This is a genomic window from Pedobacter jejuensis (genome assembly GCF_003725795.1).
In the GTDB taxonomy this organism is placed as follows: Bacteria; Bacteroidota; Bacteroidia; order Sphingobacteriales; family Sphingobacteriaceae; genus Pedobacter; species Pedobacter jejuensis.
In genome coordinates, this window is sequence record NZ_RBEE01000021.1 from 1 (window position 1) to 22999 (window position 22999).

Annotated in this window: 22 protein-coding genes and 1 pseudogene; 6 read left to right on the forward strand and 17 right to left on the reverse strand. The window is 37.3% G+C overall.

Features of this window, described 5'->3' with window-relative positions:
• Window positions 1-296: pseudogene (locus D7004_RS20840) on the forward strand (IS21 family transposase); the annotation flags it as partial.
• Window positions 262-1062 (forward strand): IS21-like element helper ATPase IstB, encoded by an 801-nt coding sequence (istB, locus tag D7004_RS10610; protein WP_123205838.1) that lies wholly within the window; start codon window positions 262-264, stop codon window positions 1060-1062. The pseudogene D7004_RS20840 and the gene istB, both read left to right, overlap by 35 nt.
• Before the next feature lie 123 nt (window positions 1063-1185).
• On the opposite strand, the gene D7004_RS10615 is transcribed toward istB, so the two are convergent.
• The 4 genes from D7004_RS10615 to D7004_RS10635 form a co-directional block, all read right to left on the reverse strand.
• Window positions 1186-1497 (reverse strand): DNA adenine methylase, encoded by a 312-nt coding sequence (locus tag D7004_RS10615; protein WP_123205839.1) that lies wholly within the window; start codon window positions 1495-1497, stop codon window positions 1186-1188.
• A 61-nt stretch (window positions 1498-1558) separates the two neighbouring features.
• Window positions 1559-2209, reverse strand: a complete 651-nt coding sequence (locus D7004_RS10620) for a hypothetical protein (protein ID WP_123205840.1) — start codon at window positions 2207-2209, stop codon at window positions 1559-1561.
• Window positions 2202-3137: a hypothetical protein gene (locus D7004_RS10625; protein ID WP_148042789.1), complete on the reverse strand. Its 936-nt coding sequence runs from the start codon at window positions 3135-3137 to the stop codon at window positions 2202-2204. Before D7004_RS10625 ends, D7004_RS10620 begins: the two co-directional genes overlap by 8 nt.
• A gap of 472 nt (window positions 3138-3609) precedes the next feature.
• On the reverse strand, window positions 3610-4221 hold the full coding sequence (locus D7004_RS10635; RefSeq protein ID WP_123205843.1) for a GIN domain-containing protein: 612 nt from the start codon (window positions 4219-4221) through the stop codon (window positions 3610-3612).
• A gap of 247 nt (window positions 4222-4468) precedes the next feature.
• Between D7004_RS10635 and D7004_RS10640 the strand changes: the two genes are divergently transcribed.
• Window positions 4469-4669, forward strand: coding sequence for a helix-turn-helix domain-containing protein (locus tag D7004_RS10640; protein ID WP_244214292.1), 201 nt, complete (start codon window positions 4469-4471; stop codon window positions 4667-4669).
• A 461-nt stretch (window positions 4670-5130) separates the two neighbouring features.
• Here D7004_RS10640 and D7004_RS10645 read toward each other — a convergent pair whose 3' ends face one another.
• Genes D7004_RS10645 through D7004_RS10655 form a run of 3 tightly spaced genes read right to left on the reverse strand, consistent with a single transcriptional unit; the run spans window position 5131 to window position 8845 of the window.
• Window positions 5131-5841 carry a HesA/MoeB/ThiF family protein gene (locus tag D7004_RS10645; RefSeq protein WP_123205844.1) on the reverse strand — a complete coding sequence of 237 codons (711 nt, stop codon included), beginning with the start codon at window positions 5839-5841 and terminating at the stop codon, window positions 5131-5133.
• A complete protein-coding gene (locus D7004_RS10650; RefSeq protein WP_123205845.1) occupies window positions 5841-8453 on the reverse strand; it encodes a DUF4132 domain-containing protein in 2613 nt (870 codons plus the stop codon). Before D7004_RS10650 ends, D7004_RS10645 begins: the two co-directional genes overlap by 1 nt.
• Before the next feature lie 2 nt (window positions 8454-8455).
• Window positions 8456-8845, reverse strand: coding sequence for a hypothetical protein (locus D7004_RS10655; RefSeq protein ID WP_123205846.1), 390 nt, complete (start codon window positions 8843-8845; stop codon window positions 8456-8458).
• Between the two features lie 509 nt (window positions 8846-9354).
• Between D7004_RS10655 and D7004_RS10660 the strand changes: the two genes are divergently transcribed.
• On the forward strand, window positions 9355-9942 hold the full coding sequence (locus D7004_RS10660; protein WP_244214293.1) for a DUF6088 family protein: 588 nt from the start codon (window positions 9355-9357) through the stop codon (window positions 9940-9942).
• Window positions 9943-10163: 221 nt separating this feature from the next.
• Here D7004_RS10660 and D7004_RS10665 read toward each other — a convergent pair whose 3' ends face one another.
• From D7004_RS10665 to D7004_RS10690, 6 genes are all read right to left on the reverse strand, one after another.
• A complete protein-coding gene (locus D7004_RS10665) occupies window positions 10164-10910 on the reverse strand; it encodes a metallophosphoesterase (RefSeq protein ID WP_123205848.1) in 747 nt (248 codons plus the stop codon).
• Window positions 10911-11073: 163 nt separating this feature from the next.
• Window positions 11074-12366: a type II toxin-antitoxin system HipA family toxin gene (locus D7004_RS10670; RefSeq protein ID WP_167459474.1), complete on the reverse strand. Its 1293-nt coding sequence runs from the start codon at window positions 12364-12366 to the stop codon at window positions 11074-11076.
• Window positions 12363-12686, reverse strand: coding sequence for a helix-turn-helix domain-containing protein (locus D7004_RS10675; protein ID WP_123205849.1), 324 nt, complete (start codon window positions 12684-12686; stop codon window positions 12363-12365). Before D7004_RS10675 ends, D7004_RS10670 begins: the two co-directional genes overlap by 4 nt.
• A 110-nt stretch (window positions 12687-12796) precedes the next feature.
• Complete coding sequence (locus D7004_RS10680) at window positions 12797-14068, reverse strand: site-specific integrase (protein ID WP_123205850.1); 1272 nt, start codon at window positions 14066-14068, stop codon at window positions 12797-12799.
• A 784-nt stretch (window positions 14069-14852) separates the two neighbouring features.
• Window positions 14853-15965 carry a GDP-mannose 4,6-dehydratase gene (gene gmd / locus D7004_RS10685; RefSeq protein ID WP_123205851.1) on the reverse strand — a complete coding sequence of 371 codons (1113 nt, stop codon included), beginning with the start codon at window positions 15963-15965 and terminating at the stop codon, window positions 14853-14855.
• A gap of 49 nt (window positions 15966-16014) precedes the next feature.
• Window positions 16015-16593 (reverse strand): RNA polymerase sigma factor, encoded by a 579-nt coding sequence (locus tag D7004_RS10690; protein WP_123205852.1) that lies wholly within the window; start codon window positions 16591-16593, stop codon window positions 16015-16017.
• A gap of 341 nt (window positions 16594-16934) precedes the next feature.
• On the opposite strand from D7004_RS10690, the gene D7004_RS10695 reads away from it, so the two are divergent.
• Both D7004_RS10695 and D7004_RS10700 read left to right on the forward strand, forming a co-directional pair.
• On the forward strand, window positions 16935-17627 hold the full coding sequence (locus D7004_RS10695; protein WP_244214294.1) for a WecB/TagA/CpsF family glycosyltransferase: 693 nt from the start codon (window positions 16935-16937) through the stop codon (window positions 17625-17627).
• Window positions 17628-17647: 20 nt separating this feature from the next.
• Window positions 17648-19036, forward strand: coding sequence for an exopolysaccharide biosynthesis polyprenyl glycosylphosphotransferase (locus tag D7004_RS10700; RefSeq protein ID WP_123205854.1), 1389 nt, complete (start codon window positions 17648-17650; stop codon window positions 19034-19036).
• Here the strand turns inward: D7004_RS10700 and D7004_RS10705 are convergent.
• Genes D7004_RS10705 through D7004_RS10720 form a run of 4 tightly spaced genes read right to left on the reverse strand, consistent with a single transcriptional unit; the run spans window position 19011 to window position 22997 of the window.
• Window positions 19011-20177 (reverse strand): glycosyltransferase, encoded by a 1167-nt coding sequence (locus D7004_RS10705; protein ID WP_123205855.1) that lies wholly within the window; start codon window positions 20175-20177, stop codon window positions 19011-19013. The two genes, D7004_RS10700 and D7004_RS10705, sit on opposite strands and share 26 nt — an antisense overlap.
• Entirely contained in the window at window positions 20177-21103 is a 927-nt protein-coding gene (locus D7004_RS10710; RefSeq protein WP_123205856.1) for a glycosyltransferase family A protein, read from the reverse strand. The genes D7004_RS10705 and D7004_RS10710 overlap by 1 nt, the downstream gene beginning before the upstream one ends.
• Window positions 21100-21948: a glycosyltransferase family 2 protein gene (locus D7004_RS10715; RefSeq protein WP_123205857.1), complete on the reverse strand. Its 849-nt coding sequence runs from the start codon at window positions 21946-21948 to the stop codon at window positions 21100-21102. Before D7004_RS10715 ends, D7004_RS10710 begins: the two co-directional genes overlap by 4 nt.
• A 2-nt stretch (window positions 21949-21950) precedes the next feature.
• Window positions 21951-22997, reverse strand: a complete 1047-nt coding sequence (locus tag D7004_RS10720) for a hypothetical protein (RefSeq protein WP_123205858.1) — start codon at window positions 22995-22997, stop codon at window positions 21951-21953.
• Window positions 22998-22999 lie beyond the last annotated feature (2 nt).

Sequence of the window (22999 nt, forward strand, 5' to 3'; positions counted from 1 at the left end):
TTCAGCAGGCTGAAGAGATCCGTAGTGACGTTGCTCATTACATATCGAAGGTGCTTGAGCATAAGGGATATCCCGAGCAGGCCCATAAATCCTGTTCGGGCATACTGAACTTTGCACGTCGCGTTGGAACGGTCCGGCTAAGAAATGCCTGCCGTTGGGCAGATAATCTTGGGCAGTACAACTACCGTATAATCGAGGAGATACTGCGAAAGCAGCTTGATCAGCTATCTGTAGAAGAACAGACAATAGAGATCCCTGAGCATGGAAACATCAGAGGGAAGGAATATTACCAGTAACAATAAAAAGCAATTAGAAATGAACAATGAAACATTAGAAAAAATGAAACAGCTAAGGCTGTTTGGGATGTACGATGCATTCAGGACCAATCTGGAATCATCGGTAAAGGAATCGCTGACCACTGATCAGTTTATCTCCGTACTGGTTGCCATCGAGTGGGATGACAGGCGCAACCGTTCGGTGGACAGGACAATTAGGGCGGCGGCGTTCAGGTATAAGGCATCTCTTGAGCATATTGATTACTCCATTGAACGTGGGCTTGACAGGAACCAGGTACACAGACTTGCGGCCCTGGATTTCATTAAGGAGCACAAGGATATTTTTATAACCGGTTCCACTGGTACCGGAAAAAGCTATCTGGCCACCGCCCTTGGATATCAGGCCTGTCAGAATGGATACAAGGTTCTGTATGTCAATACCGCTAAACTCATGGGGCAGCTAAAGTTGGCGAAGGCTAAGGGTACCATTCTTGCAGAACTGAAAAAGATCGAAAGGGTTGATCTTCTTATTCTTGACGACTTCGGCCTTCAGCCCTTCGACCCACAATCAAGGGTTACTTTACTGGATATCATTGAAGACAGGCATCAGAAGCGTTCAACAATAGTTACCTCACAGATACCGGTTAAGGAATGGTATGATATAATTGGCGAGAAAACGATAGCTGACGCCGTTCTTGACCGTATAGTTCATCACTCCTTGAGAGTTGAATTATTCGGCGAATCAATGAGGAGGAGAAACTCTAAGATTGAAAACGTATTTTTGTAAAATAACAGTTGTTAAACAGGACTTAAAAGATCAACTCTAAAATGCCTTTTTGCACAACAACTTCTGCTTTTTTCAAGCAACAACTCTGGGGGTCAATTTAAAATTGGCGAAAGGGGGTCAAATTTATTGGTATATGCAATCCTTTTCTGTATTTTCAAACGCTTTCAATTGATTTATTACCCCGTGTACATCATCACGAATTTGAATATATGCATTGATCAACTCCTCATTGAAATCAGAGAGAAAATACTCCCTCAGCTCGGATTCTTGATTTGATAAATGAAAAAAAACAGCGGCTCCACCCAAAAATGGCTCGTGATAATCACCGAATTTTTCAGGCATAAAATCCATTAGATGTTTTTTAGTAAACCACCTCTTAGAGCCTGTCCATCTTAAAAATGGAGCTACATTTCTATTCTCAACTAATTTATCCATTTATTCAAACGAAGATAGAAATTAAATGCTGGCAAAACTATTATAGCCGCCCGGTGGACCATCAGCTAACTTTACTTAATTCTTTGATAATAGATTCTACATCCCCTTTTGGAACCAGTACCTGTTTGAAATTTAACACCTCTGGCAAATCCCCCTTTCCAAAAACAAGTGGGATTTTCTCTCCTGGATCTTGGGTATAGACAAGAGTGCATGTTAAATCATTTCCAACAACACCTCCTGAATGTATTTGATCGTGACCAATAGAATATAGTTCTCCAGCACAATGAATTGATTCTACATCTTCTATTACAAAAAGGCCATCATTTGTCTTCGTCAAAACTCGATCTCCATCATTGGTATAGCTTCCTTTATATTGCGTCACATTTGAGTGATTCTCATGATGCACCTTATAAAGCTGATTAACTACACATCCGGAAAAAACGTAGCTGTTTACCCGATAATAATGGTTATGGATATCAAGACGTGGCTCGATATCATAATGCTTTTTACTCCAGACATGTAGGCGAATCGTCTCCTCGTTTGGGAAAGTATGTAGCGTCGTGTAAATAAATCCTAAAGGATGATAAAATATTTGATTATAATGATCATCTTTTTTAAGACCCTTAACTATTTCTATAACTTCCTTACGAATGTTAGGTCTATCCAAGCTAAGGTATAACTCGCGCAGATGTTCGAAATCAGTATTAAGCATAAGGGTTTTTATTTTCTTTTAAAGTTTTAGCGATAGCTTTGCAATCATCGTCCGTGAGGCCATCATCTAACTTTAATATCAGTAACAAATTGGCCACGTCCTTAGATGTGATTGTCCCAAGACTGTATCCTCCTTGAACATGTATATCTAGATCATTATAAATTTTATATGTCTGTGCCAGTTCTTCCTTATAGGATCTAAAAAGAAAAGATCCATCCCTACAAACTAACGCAGGCTCATTCTTATCCTCTTTTGTTATAATTGCTGTCTTGGATCCAAGGTCGATTCTCAATGTCGAAAAAGCTGCCTTTAGTTTAACAGAGATTTCAAAATTGGAATTATTCGCCTTAAAAATTGCTGCGACCAAAATCGTGCTCAATATTTCTCTCCTTACAAATTTTTCATTCCAGGCTGAATTTTTATTATTCGCCGATCTAAGACTTGCGCGATAATTAGCGTAATCGGAACACAGCTTATTATCCGATGGATTTAATAATTGAATTTTGAGTGATTTATGCTGATTCGACGCTTTGGCCATCTTATCCATAGTAGGTATTGTCTTTGAACGGGTATGACGCCCCATTCCTCCGCTGAAATGCCATGAATCCGTATGGGACAATTCAGCTTCAAAAATTTCATGTAGCCTCATTGATTCTAAAATATCGAACTTTTTGTCCTCATCTGGCACCTCAATATAGAACATAAATAGGGCAATAGCAGCTGTGACAAATAATGAAACAAAGATGCTATCTAATAGCCTTGCTGTTAAAGCATGCCATATTGGTTCTTCTGACACGACGCCTTCGGTTAATGTTGGGTGGAAATTTGGCACGATATATACCCTAATCAAAAAAATTAGAGTCAATATTGCTAGAATCAATAATAAAGTGATTCTACGGGATTTTTTGTTTTGTAATAAAGATTTCAAGAGAGTTAAATTTATGGGCTTTAATTTACGATTTTTATTCAATAAACCTTACCTCTTCATGAAGCAAGTGGTTCAAGTTGTATTTGAGATCGATTTTAAAAATTGAATCGAGTGCGCAACATGCCTTTTATAGTTTTTTTATCAAAATTTCTTTGCCACTGTTTTGATTGGCCCACACGAAATCAACGTTTGGACTTGCTAGTGTTGAATCTTAAACAAATATTTTATAGAAGCAATTCAGCCCACATATTGTCAAACCAATGTTAGTTGCAAGAGGCTTTTATTCATTCGCTTTCTGGAGTCTTTAATTAAACGAATGTCTGGACTCCAAAGGCGAAACATTTGCTTTGTCTTGAAGAGTTTTTGCAATTCGCGAATTGCGATTCAAGGTAATATCTATGAATTGTTTACTCAGCAATAACAAAAAAAGCTGTCCAAACGGGCAGCTCTAATTGATCTTAAAAAGAAGTTTCTACTTTGCTAAAGCCAATGCATTTTGCTCCGCTTCCATAATGCCTTCAGAAGCATAGGATGCTGACTTAAGACTGGCAAAGTCAGTTAATTTTACATTTTTCATGTTGCTTGCGATCATTGTACTTTGATCAGCAGTACCATTTAATTTTAATACCGCATCATCCTTAACGATAGTATATAAACTACCTGCTGTAGTTTTGATCTTCGCAATAGCACTCTGCCCCAAAAATAACTGTAGGTATTTTACATCGAAATTATTGCTGGTTACCACCACTGATTGACCATAAGCTTCAATTCTTTCCAAATCTTTTACGGTAATATTAAGTGTTACCTGACTTGTTTCTAATGAATTGATAAATAAGGTTTTTCCATCAGTTGATACTGAGGTTTTTGCAGCGTCATAATTGCTCGCACCCTCTACATTTTGTTTGTCACCTTGGGTTAAGATGATTTTAACGTTCCCGCTTACCCAGATCCTGTTGAATTTTGATAATGAAGAAGTTTTTGTTTCTGCTTTAAATGGCTCAGCGGCAAAAGTTGCTACCATTGATGAAGTTAATACTACTGCTGTTAATGCTGCTGCGAATATTGTTTTTGCTAAGGTTTTCATATCTTTTATATTTTAGGTTTTTGCTATTGTTTGTTATTAAGACGCAGCCATACATCAAACGTTGCAGGCAAAAACCCTGTATTATACCAGTGCTAGCAACCGCTAGACCAACGCCTGTAATTTCTAGACGAACACTTTTCAACTTTCTATCCTAACCATTATTAAATCCAGAGTTTGTGGTCATACTCGTCCTTCGCTGTCTGCTTTATTTAAAAAATATGGCGATGTTCATTTTAATAGCTTGTTCATGAAACATGAACAAAGTGATTTTTTGAACACTCAAATTTATTATACCACATATTGTATAAACAGGAGTAATCCATTATCAACATTTGTAAAAACACAGCCTAAACTAACTAAGCTCTCACAGGAGGAATTGGCATTCAAAGCTGGCGTAGGACTTCGTTTCCTCCGCGAGCTAGAACCGGAAAACAGACCATACGGCTAGACAAGGTAAATCAAGTACTTGAGTTATTTGGCAAACAAGTTGGCATGACAAATTTGGAAGATAGACATGTGGATTAGGTCCAAAGTATTATTTGGGGGCAACCTTGTGGGACATCTGGAGAAATATGATAATGGTTATAGGTTTACTTAAGATTCAAAATACCTGTGTGGTGAAAGCCCAGACCCTAAAAGTCTAAGCTTTCCCTTATTTTAAATGTATATGTTTATATCAGGATTTATAACAGCCTTTAGATGCGCCATAATCAATGAATAATTCTCAGGGGATATCCAATCCGTCAATAACGGTTAATATATTCTAATTTCCTCCTGGAAAGTCAACACCAAAAGCTAAATGGATAATATTATACTCAATAATTACGCAAATGAGTATAATATTATCCAGAGAGGCGGCCCCCACTTTTACCGATATACATTAATTCACCATTAACCTTTAGGTTCGACTTAGCAGGACTTTTGTATCTTGAAGGATTTAAAGATATTGTTCAGTGTATCCATGCAGAGTAGCCGGCCATCCAGATTGCTCTCAAGACCAAGGATTATTTTTAAAACTTCTGAGGCTTGCATTGTGGCAGCTGTTCCGCAGGTGGTATTGATGATACCAGAATTATTACAGGTATTCAGGTCATTTTCACGCAGGGCCTGACTAGAGAAGATATCTTCGAGCTTGAGCCCTTGTTTATGATTCAACACCGTCAGATAGGCCGTCCATTCCAACACGGCTGCATATACCAAGGGCTTATGTAGCGACGCGCTGATTGCCCCGATCAAGATCCTTGTTTCAGTATCATCTGTGCAGTCGCATAAGATTCCGTAGTTTTCAATCAATTCCCTTGCATTGTTTTCATCCAGCTTTTCGCAATAGGTGGTGATCTGTATTTCGGGATTGATCTGCTGAAGCCTTTCTTTTAAAATGTCTACTTTGTTTTTGTTCAGGTCTGCTATGGTATACAGAAACTGGCGGTGCAGGTTGGTGATGGAGATCGTGTCCTTATCCACTATACCAATATGGCCAACACCGGCCGAGGCCAGGTAAGTTGCAAGGGGCACACCCAGGCCACCTGCACCAATGATGAGTACTTTGGCATTGCCGATCTTTTCCTGTCCTCCCTTGAGTACCTGGGGCACCAGGATCTGCTGTTGGTAACGCTGCATTAACTTCTGTTGATCTGGGAGGTGATGGTAGTATCGGTGATCTTATCATCCTGGGCGAGCAAAAATGCCTTGGAGAGGATGACCGATAAACCTGCATCACCTTCAAATGGTATAAAAAGATTTTCGGTATGGTTTTTTTGGCTTCGGTCAGGCACGATACAGAGGTATTGATCATTGGGTTCCATCAGGATGTTGGTGCTTCCCAAATGAATCTTATAGGTGCGTAAGGTACCCTGTACCACCAAGAACTTATCATTAATCTGGGCAACCTTGCTGATCTTGAGGCGCGGCAATAAATTCGTAATGATTTCTTTCCTGTTTTTAGCCACCTCCGATAAATCCCCAAAAGAGAAAGTCGTCCAATAATCGCGATAAGCCGGCAGGCCGCCAGAGTCTTGCCAGGTGGGATCGTTACCCACACTCGCAACACCGACAAATAAATCCACATCCCTGAGCACCTCTGAAAGGGGAAGAACAGGGATATCAATCAGGTTTTTCACCTGGTCATTTGAAGTATCGATGAAGCGGACCTGGTCGGTGGAAATATAGTTCCAGATGCCCGTATCGTTAAAAGCGTCATCGGCTGCAACCTCGCTTACCCAATACTCTGCACGAAGGTTATATTCGGGAAGATGAACCCTTGCAGACTCGTTGTCACGGCCATCATCGTAAGCGCCAAGCAGCGAGTATTTCCATCCGCGTGTCTTTGCCAACATGTTGAACTGATGCTGTTTTAAAATGTGCGAGGCCATGCGATTGCTATAGGTGCGGGTATTGATTTCGGCATCTGTGAGCAGGTAAACTTCCCTGTAGGCCTGTTTTAGAGGCTGCTGGATTTTCTGTCCGCTGAGAAACGCCCGCCACTGGGTAGTTTCCTGAGTACTGGCTAAAGCAGGATGCCAAAGCGATACCACACAAGTATTTTCGGGTGTCACCCGGTTACCATTATAGTCCTGCCATTCCTGACCGATTTGAATGAGGCTTTGCGGATGGCCGGGATTTTCAGGGTCGGTAAATGTCCAGATGATCTTTTCAGCGATAAAGCTGACCAGACCATGCTGCAGGAAATACTTTTCAAAGTTTTCGTAATTCCACACCCTGCCTGTTCTAAAAAGCCTGTCAATCCGGTCTCTCTGGGCTGAAGTATTCTGATCAACTTGTTTTTGTGTATCCTTTATTTTTTTAAGCCGTTGCGCGTATTTTTCCTTGATGAAAGCAGGAACCGTTTTTTGGGGACTTCCGTCCGGCTTGGTCCAGCTAAGCATTGATTTACCTATGCCGGTAATCTCAAGTGTACAGTCATAATCTTCAAAAGCGTAACTGCGCTTTCCATGAGTAAGCTTAAAATCTTCGACAGCCATATCCTCAATATCATGCGTTGAGACTTTTTGGAAAGCGGCTGCCTCTGCAATGTATTTTTCGATAAGGGTCTGTGTGCTGGATTGTTTGATGCGTAGCTTAAGTCTGGAAAGATGCCCAATACCATCAAGACCTTTAGATTTATAAAGCGCATACAAACAAGCGTTCCCCAGGCCTGCTGCTGCCGGGCCTTTGCCCGGAATTTTCCGGAAGCACCGTTCGGCCAGCTTAGCGATGAGGTTGAGCGTGTTCTGATCATGAAAGTGTGCACATATCCAGATCAGGCCCTTAATGGCATCCAGGTTAATGCCACTTAAAAATTCAGTCGTGCTGTAGTTATAACGCTGGGCCCCGGTACCATAGGTATGCGTCACGGTAGTTTCCTTATGTGCAGTAACGAACTCCATCCAGCTGCCGATGACTTTCTTGAATTTATCCGTCCCCATGGTCTTGGCCAAGGCGAGGGATTCATCAAGGTATTTTTTGCTCGGTTTTGCGCCGCTTGCTTTCTGGGCTTTGGAAAGCAAATCAAACCAGATTTGTTTTTCCGGATTTTCCATGGCCATCAGCATCGGGTTGGCATAGGTGGAAAGCGCATCCTCACCCAGAAAAAGCGTCGGTTTGGCTTCGTTGGCCGTCTGCTCGAAAAGCAGTTCATCAAGTTTAGCTTTTAATTTGACGATTTCTTTCAATGTCGCCTGATCACTGCTGGTATAGGCTTTTTTTAATTTCTCAAGCGCAACTTTTACCGCGTCAACAGGTTGATCAGCTTTGTACTGGTTTAAAAGCTGGTTGATAAACAACGCGATCGGCCACTGGCTGAAAGTAGACCATTTGCCGTACCGTTTTTTAGTAAAAAAGGCGTCAATGATCCTGATGATATCATTATCCTGATAATGGATCTTTGTCCGAAGAAGCTGCGTCAGGTAAGCATCCCTGACGACATTGTCTTTGTATTCTTCTGAGCTGGTATCACGATTATGTTTTGTATAAGCGTCTGTTTCGCTAAGGCAGTACAGCAGGAAATCAGTTTTTTTATCATCTGACCAGTTTTGCACCTCATTCTGGTAAACATCAATACCGCTGAGCTTCACGTCATAAAAGTGCTCGTTCATTTTCACGCACTCCCTCCGGGTAGAAACAATAACCTTTTTGAAATCCGCGTTTTCAGTCCCTAGGGAATCCGTGAGGCTGCTAGAAACTTTTTCAGTTGCACCAGCTATGGCCTGCTTAATCTTATCAAATATTTTCATCGCTATCCCCCAACTAAAGGCGTTAGTTTAATGAAGCTGATGGCCGTGTTGTCACCGAGCTCGACCTGCTGTTCCAGGCTTTCAGACTGTTGGTTATCGATGAGTACAAAAAAGCCGTTTTTCTGAAAGGCATCCAAAGCAACGTAAACCTGTTTTTCGGCATCGATGAGTTTCCGGTTTTTAAGCTTGTATCCATTAAGCGTCTTTTCAGCATCAGTAGGCTCAACCAGACCATTAAAATATTCCGGGAGTTTATTGTTGTAGTTTTCGACCTCTTTTCTTACACGGCTGGAGATAATCTCTGATACGCTTACGGCGCTGGACTGGAAATGAAGCTGGATCTCCTGAAGGATTTTACCAGCAAAGGTTTCATCTTTAATAGTAATGGTCATGTGGCTGTGTTGATAGCGGTTTAGAATTTGTTTTCAAGATGCAAATTTTCTTTTTGCCTGGCAAATTTAAAAACAGATGCTGTGCTGCATATAAGATTGCGATCAATAACTCTAACAGATATATGAAACACTAGAGGTAAGAAAATACCTAGGCACAACAGGCACACCTTTCCGAGTCACAGTCAAAGAAGAAAACATAGAAAAAGTACGCTAGGAACAGCAGGAAGAGAAAACAGGTCCATCTCCACATGAATATCTAGTTCAAAAGCCCCTAAGAGGGATGTCGAATTAGATTGAAGAGTCTGATGGGTGATAAGAGAAATGAACATCATATTTCTAATGTTTTAATATAGAGATGTAAAATTTTTCAACTTGAATATGTGCTTATATTTAGATGCATGTAAAAAGATATTAGAAGCAAAAGCTCTTTTCAATTTGATTGTTTTAGAGCTGATTATTGAATGAAATTTCGTCAAAAATCATGCAAATTATTTTAATAATCCATATATTTGTCACCGAAAGGAATTGGTATGCCAAAATTAGAGGAATTAAGGAGTCATCTTAAAAAAGGAGCGATCTACAAGAGGGATGAACTGCAAAAGTGGTCAAAATCCATAGACAGGCATCTTTCGGAACTTACAGGTGAGGGAACTTTGAAAAGAGTTAGTCCGGGGCTATATCACTTTCCAAAGAAAAATGCATTTGGTTTTGAGCCACCGGCGGATGAGATGCTTATCAAGAAATTCTTGGACAATACCAACTTTCTGATTACTTCTTTTAATTATTTTAATGCCTTGGGTCTTGGGACTACCCAGTTGTATAATAAACAGATTGTTTACAACCACCTGCGTAGCGGAGATATCAAGTTGGGTAACAAATTGTTCACCTTTAGGAAAAAGTCGGCTTTTCCAACCAAGCCTACCAAGGAATTTTTAGTGGTTGACCTCATCAATAATTTAGATTCACTCGCTGAAAATCAGCCCAAGATACTTGAAAAGGCACTGAAAACAGCAATGAGCTTAGATCAGAAGTCTTTAGGATATGCTGCTGAAAAATATGGAAACCCAAAGACAAGAAAATTATTATCAACGAGCTAAATAATTACCTAAGTTATATTTTCGATGAAATGTTAATACTTATTCAAGCAAAGCTATCAAAATTATAATTATAGCACAAAATTTGTGAAAATTCAGGCTTAAACCGATCAAAACCATTCCAAGCCTCCTACCCTGCAATTCTATCAGGCTTAATAGGTAAACACTAATTATTATTAAGCCTCTAATATTTCAGAATAGTAATAAGATAGCCGCATTTTAAACTAAATCTCAATAATCAAATCTTTCTCATAGCCATTATACTTCTCATTCAAATAGCCATGTGGATTACAAATAATTTCAGTGTTACCAATAGTATACCTGGTAGGCGTATGGATATGGCCATGAATCCAATACAAGGGCTGATGCTCCAAAATCACATCTTCAAGGTTTGAAGCATAGGCAGATGACAGGATATCATCTCTATAAAGCTCGGGTATTGATTGCAGGCTAGGTGCATGATGGGTAATTACCACATTCTTATAACCGCGTGATTCTTTCAGACTTTCTTGTAACCAAGATTTTGATTTCTGGTGAATCTGGTAAGTATCTATTGATCTTAATTTTGAATATGCTGGATCTCTGCGTATCTGCACATAATCGTTCATTCTTGCCTGGCAAATAATGCCAGATTCCACAGGATTTCCAAATAAGCTAAAGTCCGTCCATATAGTTGCACCGTGGAACCTTATGCCCTCAAACTCAACCATATTATTTTCAAGGACATTTACATTTGAGTTTTTGGATGCTTCAAGTATTTTGTTGAGTGTCTTCGGGTATGATCCTTTATAATATTCGTGATTCCCCAACAAATATATTACCGGTTTATCAGGGATGTTTTGCTTTACCCATTCTATACCTTTTGTCCCCAAGTTTGTATCTCCAGCCAGGATAATGAGATCAGCATTGCTAAAATCCAAATCTGATATTCCAAATTCCTGATGCAAGTCACTAATTATCTTTATTTTCATTTCTTTAGTTGATAACAGTCAAATATTTCAAATTATAGCTTTTCAGAGAATAGTTATTCTGACGCCCCTTCAAGAAAGGATTGCTTAACACTTAATATGGTATGATTGTTATTTCAAACATATTAACCTTAAACGATTGAAATAACAATCATCTACCTCGTAATTATATATCTAAAAAATCAATAGCTGCCGCAAATGCAGGGCGCATCATTTCACGTTCTCCTTTACTTATCTCCGCTTCTTCTGCAACTGCCGACCATTCCCCAACTACTTTGGCAATCTGAGTTGCGATTTCCCTTGCATGTTTTTTATCAAGGCGAAAATAATCAGCCACATCAATTGCCAGTTCGAGATCAAGAGAATTATCATCCTCAGATACATTTAGTGTGAGTCCTGAACCGTTAGGAACGGGATTAACATCGTAGGCGGGCGACAATATCCATCCCTGATCGCTTAATAAGAAACCATGGTTCCTCAAATGATCATCGGTATTGGATATACATATATTGAAAACGATACGCCTCCAGAGTTGCTCCAGATCCTGTTGAGGATTAGCACCGTGACGACTGATGAATTCTGCAAGATCGAGATAGCTGATGCCGCTGGCATGATCTGCTCCATCTTGCTGGCCCAATAATGTCATAGCTGAAGCAAAATGAATGCGTTTTTCATCCGGGGCTCTATCAAATCTCTTGGTAATAAATGTATAATGTTTACCGGAGAATTTCCGATAGGAATGCTCTGGAACTTCAATTCCACATTGCTTAGCTAATTGAGAGGCAACCCATTCCCATGCTCCGAGATTGTAATCATCGTTTCCACTTGGAAACTTGGCAATCCAAAGTGTTCCATCAGCATCAATCACGCCAGATTTGGGTCTTGCTCCTCCAAGCGATCCGCCCGGAGCGACAAGCATACTCAGCCATTTGCTGTAATTGGGATCATCCAGATTACCGTCGTCCTCTAGTTTTCTACTCGCTGCCTCAAGTGCTCTTAGAGCAGTCATTGGTGGGGCAGGCATATTTTTATCGTCATCTAAAAATGGGCCATCTGGATCAAGCTTAAAGCGCAGGGCACCCATGCGGTGCTGATCGTAAACTCCGATTAAAAAGTCACTACCATGAAGTGTGCGTACTGGACGGTCATCTTTCCTTGCATCAATAGCTTCACGACGGATCATGAGTTTAGTACCCCAACGATCGGGAGAAGAATCCATAAATATCCCAAAATTAGATTTGTCTTCCCGAAGAAACTGCTGCCCTGGAAAAAATTGCAAATCGGGATCGATCATGAACTTTTGTTTTGACAAAAGCCACTTTTGATCGTACTCAAACGAAAATACCTCCTTACGTCTTGCGAGAGTACAGCTAAGTATCCCCATCAATAGCGGACCTTCAAGACCTAACCAATCTGCAAAGACCCAAATTTCTCGATGATCATTTTTATTTTCCTTCATTTCCTTTTTCTTAAAGGTTTACTAGATGCGCTCTGCAGAAGTTTTGCGTCCTGTAGTTTGTGCCCCAGTTCGTCGTCAGCGCCAAGTTTGGCGATATCTCTCTCTAATCCTAATACAAATAGTACCTGAACATAAATACCTATCGCAACACTCGGAGAACCCCGTTCAACCAACCAAAGCGTGGAACGGGCAATATTTGCCCTCTGAGCCACCTGCTCCGTACTTAGCTTACGCCTCTTTCGGGCAAGCTTTAGATTCTCGCCCATATCTTCCAATAATCGTTCAGATTTAGGAAATAAAATCACACTTCTTTTTTCCATAAAGCTTGTTATTTCAATCAAAAATACATAAAACGATTGAAATAACAAACATTTTAATTTTATTAACAAGACGAACTAAAGAACGATGTCCCAGTTACCTGGTTAACAATCTACCTAAAGAGCTTCATAACTTTCATATCGCCAGTATCCTCTTCTTCCTTATTCCGTTCCAGAAGTTTCTCCTGTAATGCAGACATCTCAGTACTAACTTTTGTATCGATCACCTTCGCATAATGCTGCGTTGTTTTCAAGCTGTTATGCCCAAGCATCTGGGATACGGTCTCAATCGGAACGCCATTTGAAAGCGTAATAGTCGTCGCAAAGGTATGACGAGCCAGATGGTAAGTGAGTACTTTAGTAATTGTACAAAGATCGGCGATCTCTTTCAGATACCCATTCACCCTCTGGTTGGTGAGCACCGGCAACGCCACTTTTCTCCATCGGCATATCCTGTGATTCTTATACCTTTCAAGAATTACTTTCGCCTCATCCAACAAAGGGATGTGACAGGGTGTTTCCGTTTTCTGCCGTTTGATGAATATCCATAAATTACCGTCATCACCCTTTGTAATCTGATCCGGGCGAAGCTGCTTCACATCTATATAGGAAAGGCCTGTGTAGCAACTGAAAATAAAAATGTCACGAACGATGTTTAATCGCTCAAGTGGAAATTCCCTGTTTTTAATCCTATCCAACTCTTCCACATTTAAAAAAGTCCTTGCCTTAGCTTTAGCAGTGTTGCGATAATTTAAAAATGGATTACCAACAATCCACCCGGCACCCAGGCAATACAGCATGATTTTTTTCAGGTGAACAATATATTTCCGGGCAGACATTGCATTATTTCCTCGATCTATTCTAAGAAATAGCTCATAATCGGTGATAAATTTAAAATCCACCTTTTTAACGTTAATGTCCTGAACCTCATATTTGAGCTGAAGAAATTGTTTAACATGTCTGATGGAATTTTGATAGGTTTGAAACGTGCTATAACTGTATCCTTTACCAATCAGTTTTTCCATATTGTCATTATGCTTCTGATAAACTCTCAGCAGGCTATGATTAGACGAATTTTTCCCGGTAAGATGATCGCGTAAAATCAACGCTGTCACCTCATCATCCTTCTCAACAAGAGAGGTATGAAACCGCCGGACTTTTGAGGCCAGCGTGTCCAGATAATCATTAAGTTCCCGGATCTCCTCGCGCAGGCCGGTACCTTTTCCTTTAAGCGCCGACCAGAAGCTGGGAATAATTTCTCTGCCGACAGAATATTCCGAATGTTTTCCCTTCACGGTAATCCGTAAATAGATGGGCATCATCTCGCCCTTGATAAAATTTTTTGGTCTTTTCAGATAGAATAAAAGATGAAAATTGTAACTCATAATGATACATTTAAAATTAAACAAATGTACATTTGAGCCAGTGAGTCATCAAGATGTTCGTTAGTCGAACTAGCTGTAAATCAATGTCTTACAAAAAAATCCAGCACCCGAACATTTCGGAATAATTCTGATTTTGATATTTCAACCAATCTACTGACCTACAGTGTTTTACAAAAAATAGTCAGTTTTCGACTCACTAAAATTAACCATTTAAAATGGTCGAAAACGAGTCTTAATGTGCTATAAAAACCAAAACAAAGCCTTGAAAATCAACGATTTGTGCGGCAATGTTCTGGTTTATATCTAAGGAAGTGGTCCCGACGAGAATCGAACCCAGCCTATTTAAAGGCTTTGGAGGGCACTTTTTTATGTATTTTTATTTAAAACTCACCAATTTCCTAAACACAGATTTGAGCCTATTTTGCATTGCAAATCCACTAGGTTAAAAATCATAAAAAAAGACTAGAAAAACAAGCTAAAAATATGAACAAACTTTTTGTTTACATTCTTTATTATAATCGACTATAAAAGTATAAACAAACTCGAATGATTAAAGCTTCGTTTATAGGAGTTCCAAAATAAGTTCCCTTTTAGAGAAAAAAATTATGATAATTAGTGATTGTTCGACCAAAAAGCAAAAGTTATATTAGTGGGTATTTCAGTAAAAGTATCTATTTCTGAATTGACCCAAACTTTAGGTTGTAAGTAAAATATTCATCAAACTTAAAATATCGCCACACACTCAACTATTGGATTTTATAGTTATCTATCAAATTTCCAGCTTCTATTCAAATTGATTCTTGACATAATAGCCAACAGATTTTAGTAAAATTTCTTTTTTAAAAATTTCAACATCTGAAATAATCATCTCATCGACAAGTCCTTTCAAATCATATTTGGGTGTCCAATTTAATTTGGTTTTCGCTTTCGTCGGGTCTCCTATAAGTAAATCTACCTCTGTAGGACGAAAGTATGCAGGGTCTACAGCGATGACTTCCTTATCTATTTTCAAGTTGTATTGTGGGTTTGAGCAATTCTTTACATAGCCCTTCTCGTTTAATCCCTCGCCTTTAAATTCAAGAGTAACCCCTAAAACACCGAATGCTAAAATTATAAAATCTCTTACCGATGTGGTTACCCCAGTAGCTATAACATAATCGTCAGGTTTATCCTGCTGGAGAATTAGCCACATAGCTTCGACATAATCTTTTGCATGACCCCAATCCCGCCTGGCGCCCAAGTTTCCTAAATATATTTTATCCTGAAGCCCGAGTGCTATTTTGGCAGTTCCTCTAGTAATTTTTCGAGTAACAAAAGTTTCTCCTCTCAAAGGACTTTCATGGTTAAACAATATTCCATTGCAGGCAAACATATTATAAGCTTCTCTATAATTTACGGTAATCCAATAAGCATACATTTTCGCAACGGCATAAGGAGATCTTGGATAAAAAGGAGTTGTTTCGCTTTGAGGAACCGCTTGAACTAATCCATACAACTCCGATGTTGATGCTTGATATATTTTTGTTTTGCCTTCTAACTTTAATATGCGCAAAGCCTCCAGTAAGCGTAACGTTCCTATTCCATCTGCATTAGCCGTATATTCTGGGGTATCAAAACTAACTTTCACATGGCTCATGGCACCGAGGTTATATATTTCATCTGGCTGTACCTCTTGAATAATTCTAATTAAATTTGTTGAATCACTTAGGTCTCCATAATGAAGTTTAAACCGTACTTCAGGCTCATGAGGATCCTGATACAGATGGTCGATTCTATCAGTGTTAAATGACGAACTACGCCTTTTTATTCCATGAACAGAATACCCTTTAGTTAATAATAATTCTGCCAGGTATGCACCATCCTGACCGGTAATTCCCGTTATTAATGCTGTTTTCATATAGATTTGAAGTGATTTTAAGATAAGTTACTGGATGTAAGTAGGGGAATTAGTTAAAAAATTTTCTCAATATTATAATCGACATTCGAATTCTTGTTTTTATCGTACCGAGGGGAATAGCTAATTCCTCAGAAATTTCCTCATGAGTATAACCCTCATAGTAAAATAATTTTAAAATATTCAATTGTTCATCACTCAATGCAAAAAATAATTGATTCAAACCTATCCTATCGATGTTAATGCTACAGATATATCTTGAGCCCAATTCAGCCTGAGAAAAATCTATCGATTGGTTCAACCGACTATTTCGGCTACTTTTTAACCTCAGATAATCTAAGGCCGTATTTCTAGCTATAGTTTTGCTCCAGGTTAGCAGCTGGGATCGATCTGCATTATAAGAATGGATGCAAGTTTTAACCTTTAAAAAGGTGTCTTGAAGAATATCTTCTGCAGTTTCAATTTGAGGGATAATTTTTGAGATTGTAGTTAGCAATTCTGCAGAATGATTACGAAAAAGTGTGCTAAGTAACACGTCATCACCATGTTTTGATTGACCAGATACATTATTAGTTTTCACTAAAAAATTACCCGTATTTGGAATATTTTTCAGGTAGAAAGTTACGGGCATGAATACAGAATTTAGAGGATATTAATTGTTAATTTTTTGTTTTTTGACTCCTGTTATCCACTAAATTTTAAAAAAATAAAATTTATTTATCTGGTAAACAAAAGCGCGCCACAAAACCTATAGCTATACTTAAAATTAAGTACTCCTTTCAGTTGTAACTGATTGATTAACAACATTTAAACTTACAAATTTATTCTAACAATTTAAAACTAAAACTTTCAAAAAACCGTATAAGCTTCCTACAGAATCAATAACGATTGTATTATTAATTAGTATGTTTTATGGAAAATCAGCTTAATTTAAACGGTAGAGGTATTAACTACAATTTGTACAACGGAAATTTGAATGAAATTTCTCTTGACTCAAAAATAGTTATAAACACTATTAACCAATATTCTTATTGTATAGCTCGAAAAGATGCTGAATTTAGGAATGCTTTAACTTCTTCAGATATTTTATTGCCAGATGGCGAAGGGGTGGTCTTGGCGGAGCGTTTTTTAACCGGTAAAAAAATAAAGAAGATTTCGGGAACAGATCTTCATCTTTATTTACTTTCTACATTAAATGCTCAGTCAGGTAAGTGTTTTTATCTGGGATCTTGCGAAGAAACTCTTGCAAAAATTAGAGTAAAGCTGCTTAAAGAATATCCCAATCTCGAAGTTGGCATTTATTCACCACCATTTACGTCGACATTTTCCAGTGATGACAACGAAAAAATGATTGCCGCGATTAATGCCTTTAATCCTGATGCTTTATTTATCGGTCTTACGGCACCTAAACAGGAAAAGTGGTCACAACAATTCAAGAATCAAATAAATGCAAAATTTATCTGCTCAATAGGTGCTGTGTTCGATTTTTATGCAGAAACAGTTAAACGACCTAGCAAATTTATGGTAGATAATAAACTAGAATGGATGGGCCGTTTGGTAAGTAATCCATCAAGGATGTGGAGAAGGTATTTATACTACGGACCAATTTATGTCTTTCAGATATTAAAGCTTCGCTTTTTTATCCCTTTTAGAAGCTCTGTTTAACTCTTAAAATACACCTAACTATGACACAGAGATACACAAATATCCACCGGGTTTTCTTCCTCATTATGGACCTTGTAACCCTAAACATACTTTTTATATTGCCAATTTTTTTATTCGAGAAAAATCCTGAGTCCGATTTAAAAGATTTAATAATCCTGAATCTTGTGGCAAATATAATTTGGCTATTAAGTTCATATCTTCTAGCAGCTTATGTTATTTATAAACAAGTTAATTTGCGAATTTTAGCTCGTAAAACTCTAATATCTTTTGGGATTTTTGGAAGCCTTGTTTCAGTTTTTGTTTATTTGGCTGATTTCTCAAATCCGAATTATTTAGTTTTAACAATTGTATTTGGCTTCGGCCTTATCTTGCTTATCACGAGGTTAACGCTTACAAGTTATGTTCTTTACACCAGATCAAACACTAAATTCTTCCAAAAGATAATTATAATCGGGTACAACGAAACAGCTAATAATCTAATTAATTCTTTCTCATCCACGCAAAGTAATTTGCGTTGTCTTGGCTGTTTTGATGATATTGAGCTGGATACAAATTCTACAAATTTTCAATATTTGGGTAGAATTGATAAGAGTCTTGATTTTGCATTGGAAAATAAAATTGCTGAAATTTATTGCACACTATCACCAGAAAAATTCCCCTATCTATATGAACTTGCCGAAACTGCTGAAAAACAATTTATTAGATTTAGGTTTGTTCCTAATATATATGAATTCCTAAACAGAAAGGCGCATTTAGATTTTGTTGATGAAATACCTGTTTTTTCTCTAAGGTCTGAACCAATGAACTACGCGACCGCTCAGCTTAAAAAGCGAATCTTTGATATTGTGATTAGCACTATGGTCATAATTTTTCTGCTATCATGGCTGCTTCCATTATTGGCCATTATTATAAAGTTAGATTCGCAGGGCCCTGTATTTTTCAGGCAACAAAGAGGTGGTAAAAACAATAAAGGTTTTTCTTGCATTAAGTTGCGCACTTTATCTCATGCTATTTCCTCAGATACTACAGTACAAGTAAAGCAGGGCGATACCAGGTTAACCAAAGTAGGTAGTTTTTTAAGGAAAACGAATTTAGATGAGCTACCACAATTTTTTAATGTTTTAATGGGTAACATGTCTGTTGTGGGCGCCAGACCACACATGCTTCAACATGACATAAGATTTGCAGGTTTAGAAAATAGGTATATAATACGTATGTTATCAAAGCCTGGTGTAACCGGATGGGCACAAATTAATGGATTAAGAGGAGAAATTAAAGAAACATTTCAATTAACAAAGCGAATAGAGCATGACATTTGGTATATCGAAAACTGGGATACCTGGCTCGATTTAAAGATTATTTGGTTAACTATTCAAAAAATGGTTATTGGCGATAAAAATGCGTACTAATAACTTGTTTATAAATTGAATGAAGCTCTTCGTAGTTAGCTTTGGGACTGAATCTATCATTGTAAGTTTCCAAAGCTAACTTTTTTAAACTGCTTTTTTTTACAAGTGATAGAACATCAAAATAATTTACCTTCTCTCTCAGATCGAGATAATTGCCCGCCTCGAAAGTTAATCCGTTCTGGTTATTTAATACGATATTTTTAATATCTCCAAGTTCGGAAGCTATTACTGGAATGCCTTTCGAAAAAGATTCTGAAAGCACCATTCCAAAAGTCTCATACCATTCTGATGGAAAAATCAAAGCTTCAGCATTTTCGAGTAGTTTTGATACCTCAGTTGATGACTTTTGGCCCAAGTACTCTATATTTTTACTTTTTTCGCATGTATCTAAAACAACATGTTCTAAGGGACCAGAACCAATAATCTTTAAGTTTATTGGTTGGTATAGAAAAGCTTGAAGTAAAGTATTTATGCCTTTCTCAGCAGTTAATCGCCCAATAAAAATAAAATATTTATTAGGTATTTTGTTTTCAAATGTTTTTAGATAAGTAAAATTTGGTTTTACGATCAATTTATCTTTAAATGCTTTAAAATGGCTTTCCGAAAATAAATGCAAAGAGTGTTTGCCTAAAAGTATAAACTTATCTACTATAGTAAGGGTGTTGATTTTATAATGAAAATAGCTAGTTAGCGCAAGCCAAAAAGTTAAAATTTTTGAGTTTTTATAAACTCCCTTTTTAACTGCCGACCAAGGAAAACCAGGTTGCAATGAATCGATAAATAATTCTCCATTGAAATATAAGCTACCAGATGGACATAGAAACCTATAATTATGCAGAGTCATAACCACTGGTATTTGAAGATTTTTAGCTGCATATAAAACTGATAACGAAGCTCCAAAATGCAGATTATGTATATGAATAATATTTGGTTTGAAATGCCTAATAAATTTTTTAGTTTTAAAATATGCGAAAAGATTGAAAGGCATTAAAATAAGTTTTATAAAACTAAAATTGCTATTATCAAATTTCAATAATTCCACTTCATGCCCATTTTCACGCAGAAGTTTTATTTCATTTTCCACAACAATATCTTCACCACCCTGAAGTTTATAAAAGGTATGAATTACCAAAATTCTCATTAATTGGCGCTTTTAGTAGTTTTTGTAAGTTTTATAAACTCATTTTTTAGTTTTCTGATAACCAAAGTATGATAAGCATAAGGAGCTTTAATCTGTGATTGCAATTCTGCAACTATGTTCGTGGCAGGCGAGAACTTAAAATTTCTTTGAGCGCCATCATCAATTGGGGTAACTAAATAATTTACCCCCGATGTATTTGTCGATTCTTCATCAAACCCAATATTACTAACTTTAGATAATTTTGGATAAATTACCTTTAACCTATTTTCAGCAACATGGGTTTGCATTTGAATATCCCAGGTAGAAATTGTTCCTTTAATTTGTTTTTTCAGCATCCTTACCAAATCAAAACCTTCAGCATTAAGACGTTTTTTAAACCCGGGCGAATTATGCATTAAGTTATTCAGATCATTTTCATCCCAAATAATATTTGTAAAACGATTGCTCCAGCCACCCCAACCATAAGAGCAAAATCTTTTATATACAATTGTGTCGTAAATATAATTTGATGCTTTAATTGGAAAAACATAAGCAGTTACACAAAATACACTTTGTTCATCTTTATAAAATTCCAACGCATCTGTAAGAAATTTTAAGTAATTTGAGCTAACAATGAGGTCGTCTTCAACGATGATGAAGCGGTCATAATTTTCGCTTAAAAAAGTTAAACCGGTTCTAAAGTTTGGACCGGTACTTAAATTATGTTCACGGTAATGCTTTATAATATTTCTAAAACCATCAAGATTGTCAATATAGTGACGAACTTCTTTTATAGGTGTATCATCCGAACCAATTTTCGGGCCATCGCTAAAGAAAACGATATCCATATTTTTACATTCGGGGTTTTTTAATAAGGCGTCCATGCACCGTTTCAATTTACTGACCCTGTTGTAACAGAATACGCCAATGATTATAGAATTTTTCATGAATTATTGGATTTAAATTTACGCCAGATAAAAGGGAAGAATGTTTTAAGCCAAATTTTGGTGTAAACTTCTAAACGATGACCAGGAAAATGAGTGGAAATAAAACCCATATATTCTTTGTAAGCTAAACCTTTAGGACTTTTTAGGTGTGCGATTCGCTGCTTTAAATTTCGCTTGACTTTGAATTCATTGTCAAGATTATCATCTACACAAAAACCTAAAACCCCGGGAGCAACAATCGTTTTAAATCCTGCTTTTCCTGCTCTTAAAGTGTAATCAAAATCAGCTATGCTATGGGTGAAATTAACAGAAAGGATTCCGATTTTATTTACCACTGATGCAGGAACAAGCATTATATTGGCATTTGCCATATCACATACCAAATACTCTGTTTCGCTAAAAACGTTGTAACACTGAACTTTACCGGCAGTATATAATTTATGCCCGCCATAGGTAATTTTATTCTTGCGATTATCCATCGTACTTCCTATTAAAATGGCATCCTCATTTCTTATTGAAAAGTAGTTTAATAATCGGGTGATGCAATTTTTAACAAGAAGCGTGTCATCATTCAAGAGCAAATAAAAATCTGGTTTAATTTTAATCGCATTTTCCCAAGAATTTCTCATGCCACCAGCCCAGAATAAACTTCCTGATCCCTTAAAAATATTTACTGAAGGGAAATGTGCCTTTAATTCAATTGCTGTTCCATCTGTAGAATTATCGTCAGTTAGGAAAACATTTAATTTTACATCCGAATCCATCTCCTGTTCGAAGAGGCTTTTCAAGCATGAAAGTGTTTTATCTTTTCTATTAAATGTTGCTAGAAGTACTGCTATGTCCATATTTAATTTTTTAATAGAATTTTCTTAGCACGTTTACTTATTGCTCTGAAATAACTTAAAACGTAGTATTTAAAATATCCTTTTAGATTTAAATTAGGAATTCCTAGAAGCTTTTTTACAACACCCATATATTTCTGATGAGGGACATTTTGTCCATAATTTGGTTGGTTCTGAATGAGTTCATTGTAGAGCTCAGATAAACCGTAAGTCTTTTCGGCTGGCAAATGCCAAATGGCAACATTAACATCGGTGGTTTCAACATTTCTGTAAAACACCGGATTAGTCCATATTCGCTTCAAAATAACTTTGCTTTTACTCGCCTGGAAATTATTTTTAAAGTAGATAAAACTTAAAGTTTGTGCTTCTTCATTAAATTTTGGTTGACCTTTGAGATGTCTTTCCATGAGTTTTGGCCAAAGCACCATAAAGTCATTGTATATAATATTTATGTTTTTTACGCTCGCTAGAAAAAACTCACCTAAATGGTACCCGGGAATTATGTCAATTTTTTTTCCCAATAGATCTTCATAAAGCAGTTTCATATCTTTCCTACTTAAGCCATGGATAACCAAATCGGTGCTACAATCATCTTCAAAAGAAGTAAAACCTTTTGGTGCTGCACTTCGAAACAGCGATTCTACAGACTGAGTAAAAATACAATCTGAATCAAGAATAAGATATTGGTCATCTTGATTCGGATTATGTTGAGCAATATATTCGAGTATAGAAAATTCGTAAAACTGATTTTGAAATAAATTAAAATAACCTTTTGGTGTTTTGTAATTAAAATCGGTAAATCTAATTTCAACCTCTAAATCTTTGAGACTGTCCTCTACACTTCTTCCATCTAAATTAGGTAGTGTTCTAGTATTACTAAAAAGAATATGTTTTTGCTTTTTATTAAACCGCTTACTTGTGGCATAAAACAATAATATACAGCGCCAGTAAATATTTTGGTGTTTTTGGCTCGAAGATCTCTCTCCGGTTTGGGGATAAATACTTTCTTCCCCAATTTCATCCGTACATATCCAGGTGCATATATAATCCATAG

Coding starts and splice junctions, on each gene's coding strand:
- D7004_RS10620 (WP_123205840.1), bottom strand. CDS start 2,209: ATGCTTAATACTGATTTCGAACATCTGCGCGAGTTATACCTTAGCTTG.
- D7004_RS10680 (WP_123205850.1), bottom strand. CDS start 14,068: ATGAGTTACAATTTTCATCTTTTATTCTATCTGAAAAGACCAAAAAAT.
- D7004_RS10715 (WP_123205857.1), bottom strand. CDS start 21,948: ATGGACATAGCAGTACTTCTAGCAACATTTAATAGAAAAGATAAAACA.
- D7004_RS10670 (WP_167459474.1), bottom strand. CDS start 12,366: ATGAAGGAAAATAAAAATGATCATCGAGAAATTTGGGTCTTTGCAGAT.
- D7004_RS10690 (WP_123205852.1), bottom strand. CDS start 16,593: ATGCCCGTAACTTTCTACCTGAAAAATATTCCAAATACGGGTAATTTT.
- D7004_RS10645 (WP_123205844.1), bottom strand. CDS start 5,841: ATGCAGCGTTACCAACAGCAGATCCTGGTGCCCCAGGTACTCAAGGGA.
- D7004_RS10665 (WP_123205848.1), bottom strand. CDS start 10,910: ATGAAAATAAAGATAATTAGTGACTTGCATCAGGAATTTGGAATATCA.
- D7004_RS10705 (WP_123205855.1), bottom strand. CDS start 20,177: ATGAGAATTTTGGTAATTCATACCTTTTATAAACTTCAGGGTGGTGAA.
- D7004_RS10650 (WP_123205845.1), bottom strand. CDS start 8,453: ATGAAAATATTTGATAAGATTAAGCAGGCCATAGCTGGTGCAACTGAA.
- istB (WP_123205838.1), top strand. CDS start 262: ATGGAAACATCAGAGGGAAGGAATATTACCAGTAACAATAAAAAGCAA.
- D7004_RS10700 (WP_123205854.1), top strand. CDS start 17,648: ATGACACAGAGATACACAAATATCCACCGGGTTTTCTTCCTCATTATG.
- D7004_RS10710 (WP_123205856.1), bottom strand. CDS start 21,103: ATGAAAAATTCTATAATCATTGGCGTATTCTGTTACAACAGGGTCAGT.
- D7004_RS10655 (WP_123205846.1), bottom strand. CDS start 8,845: ATGACCATTACTATTAAAGATGAAACCTTTGCTGGTAAAATCCTTCAG.
- D7004_RS10635 (WP_123205843.1), bottom strand. CDS start 4,221: ATGAAAACCTTAGCAAAAACAATATTCGCAGCAGCATTAACAGCAGTA.
- gmd (WP_123205851.1), bottom strand. CDS start 15,965: ATGAAAACAGCATTAATAACGGGAATTACCGGTCAGGATGGTGCATAC.
- D7004_RS10640 (WP_244214292.1), top strand. CDS start 4,469: ATGAAACATGAACAAAGTGATTTTTTGAACACTCAAATTTATTATACC.
- D7004_RS10615 (WP_123205839.1), bottom strand. CDS start 1,497: ATGGATAAATTAGTTGAGAATAGAAATGTAGCTCCATTTTTAAGATGG.
- D7004_RS10720 (WP_123205858.1), bottom strand. CDS start 22,997: ATGGATTATATATGCACCTGGATATGTACGGATGAAATTGGGGAAGAA.
- D7004_RS10675 (WP_123205849.1), bottom strand. CDS start 12,686: ATGGAAAAAAGAAGTGTGATTTTATTTCCTAAATCTGAACGATTATTG.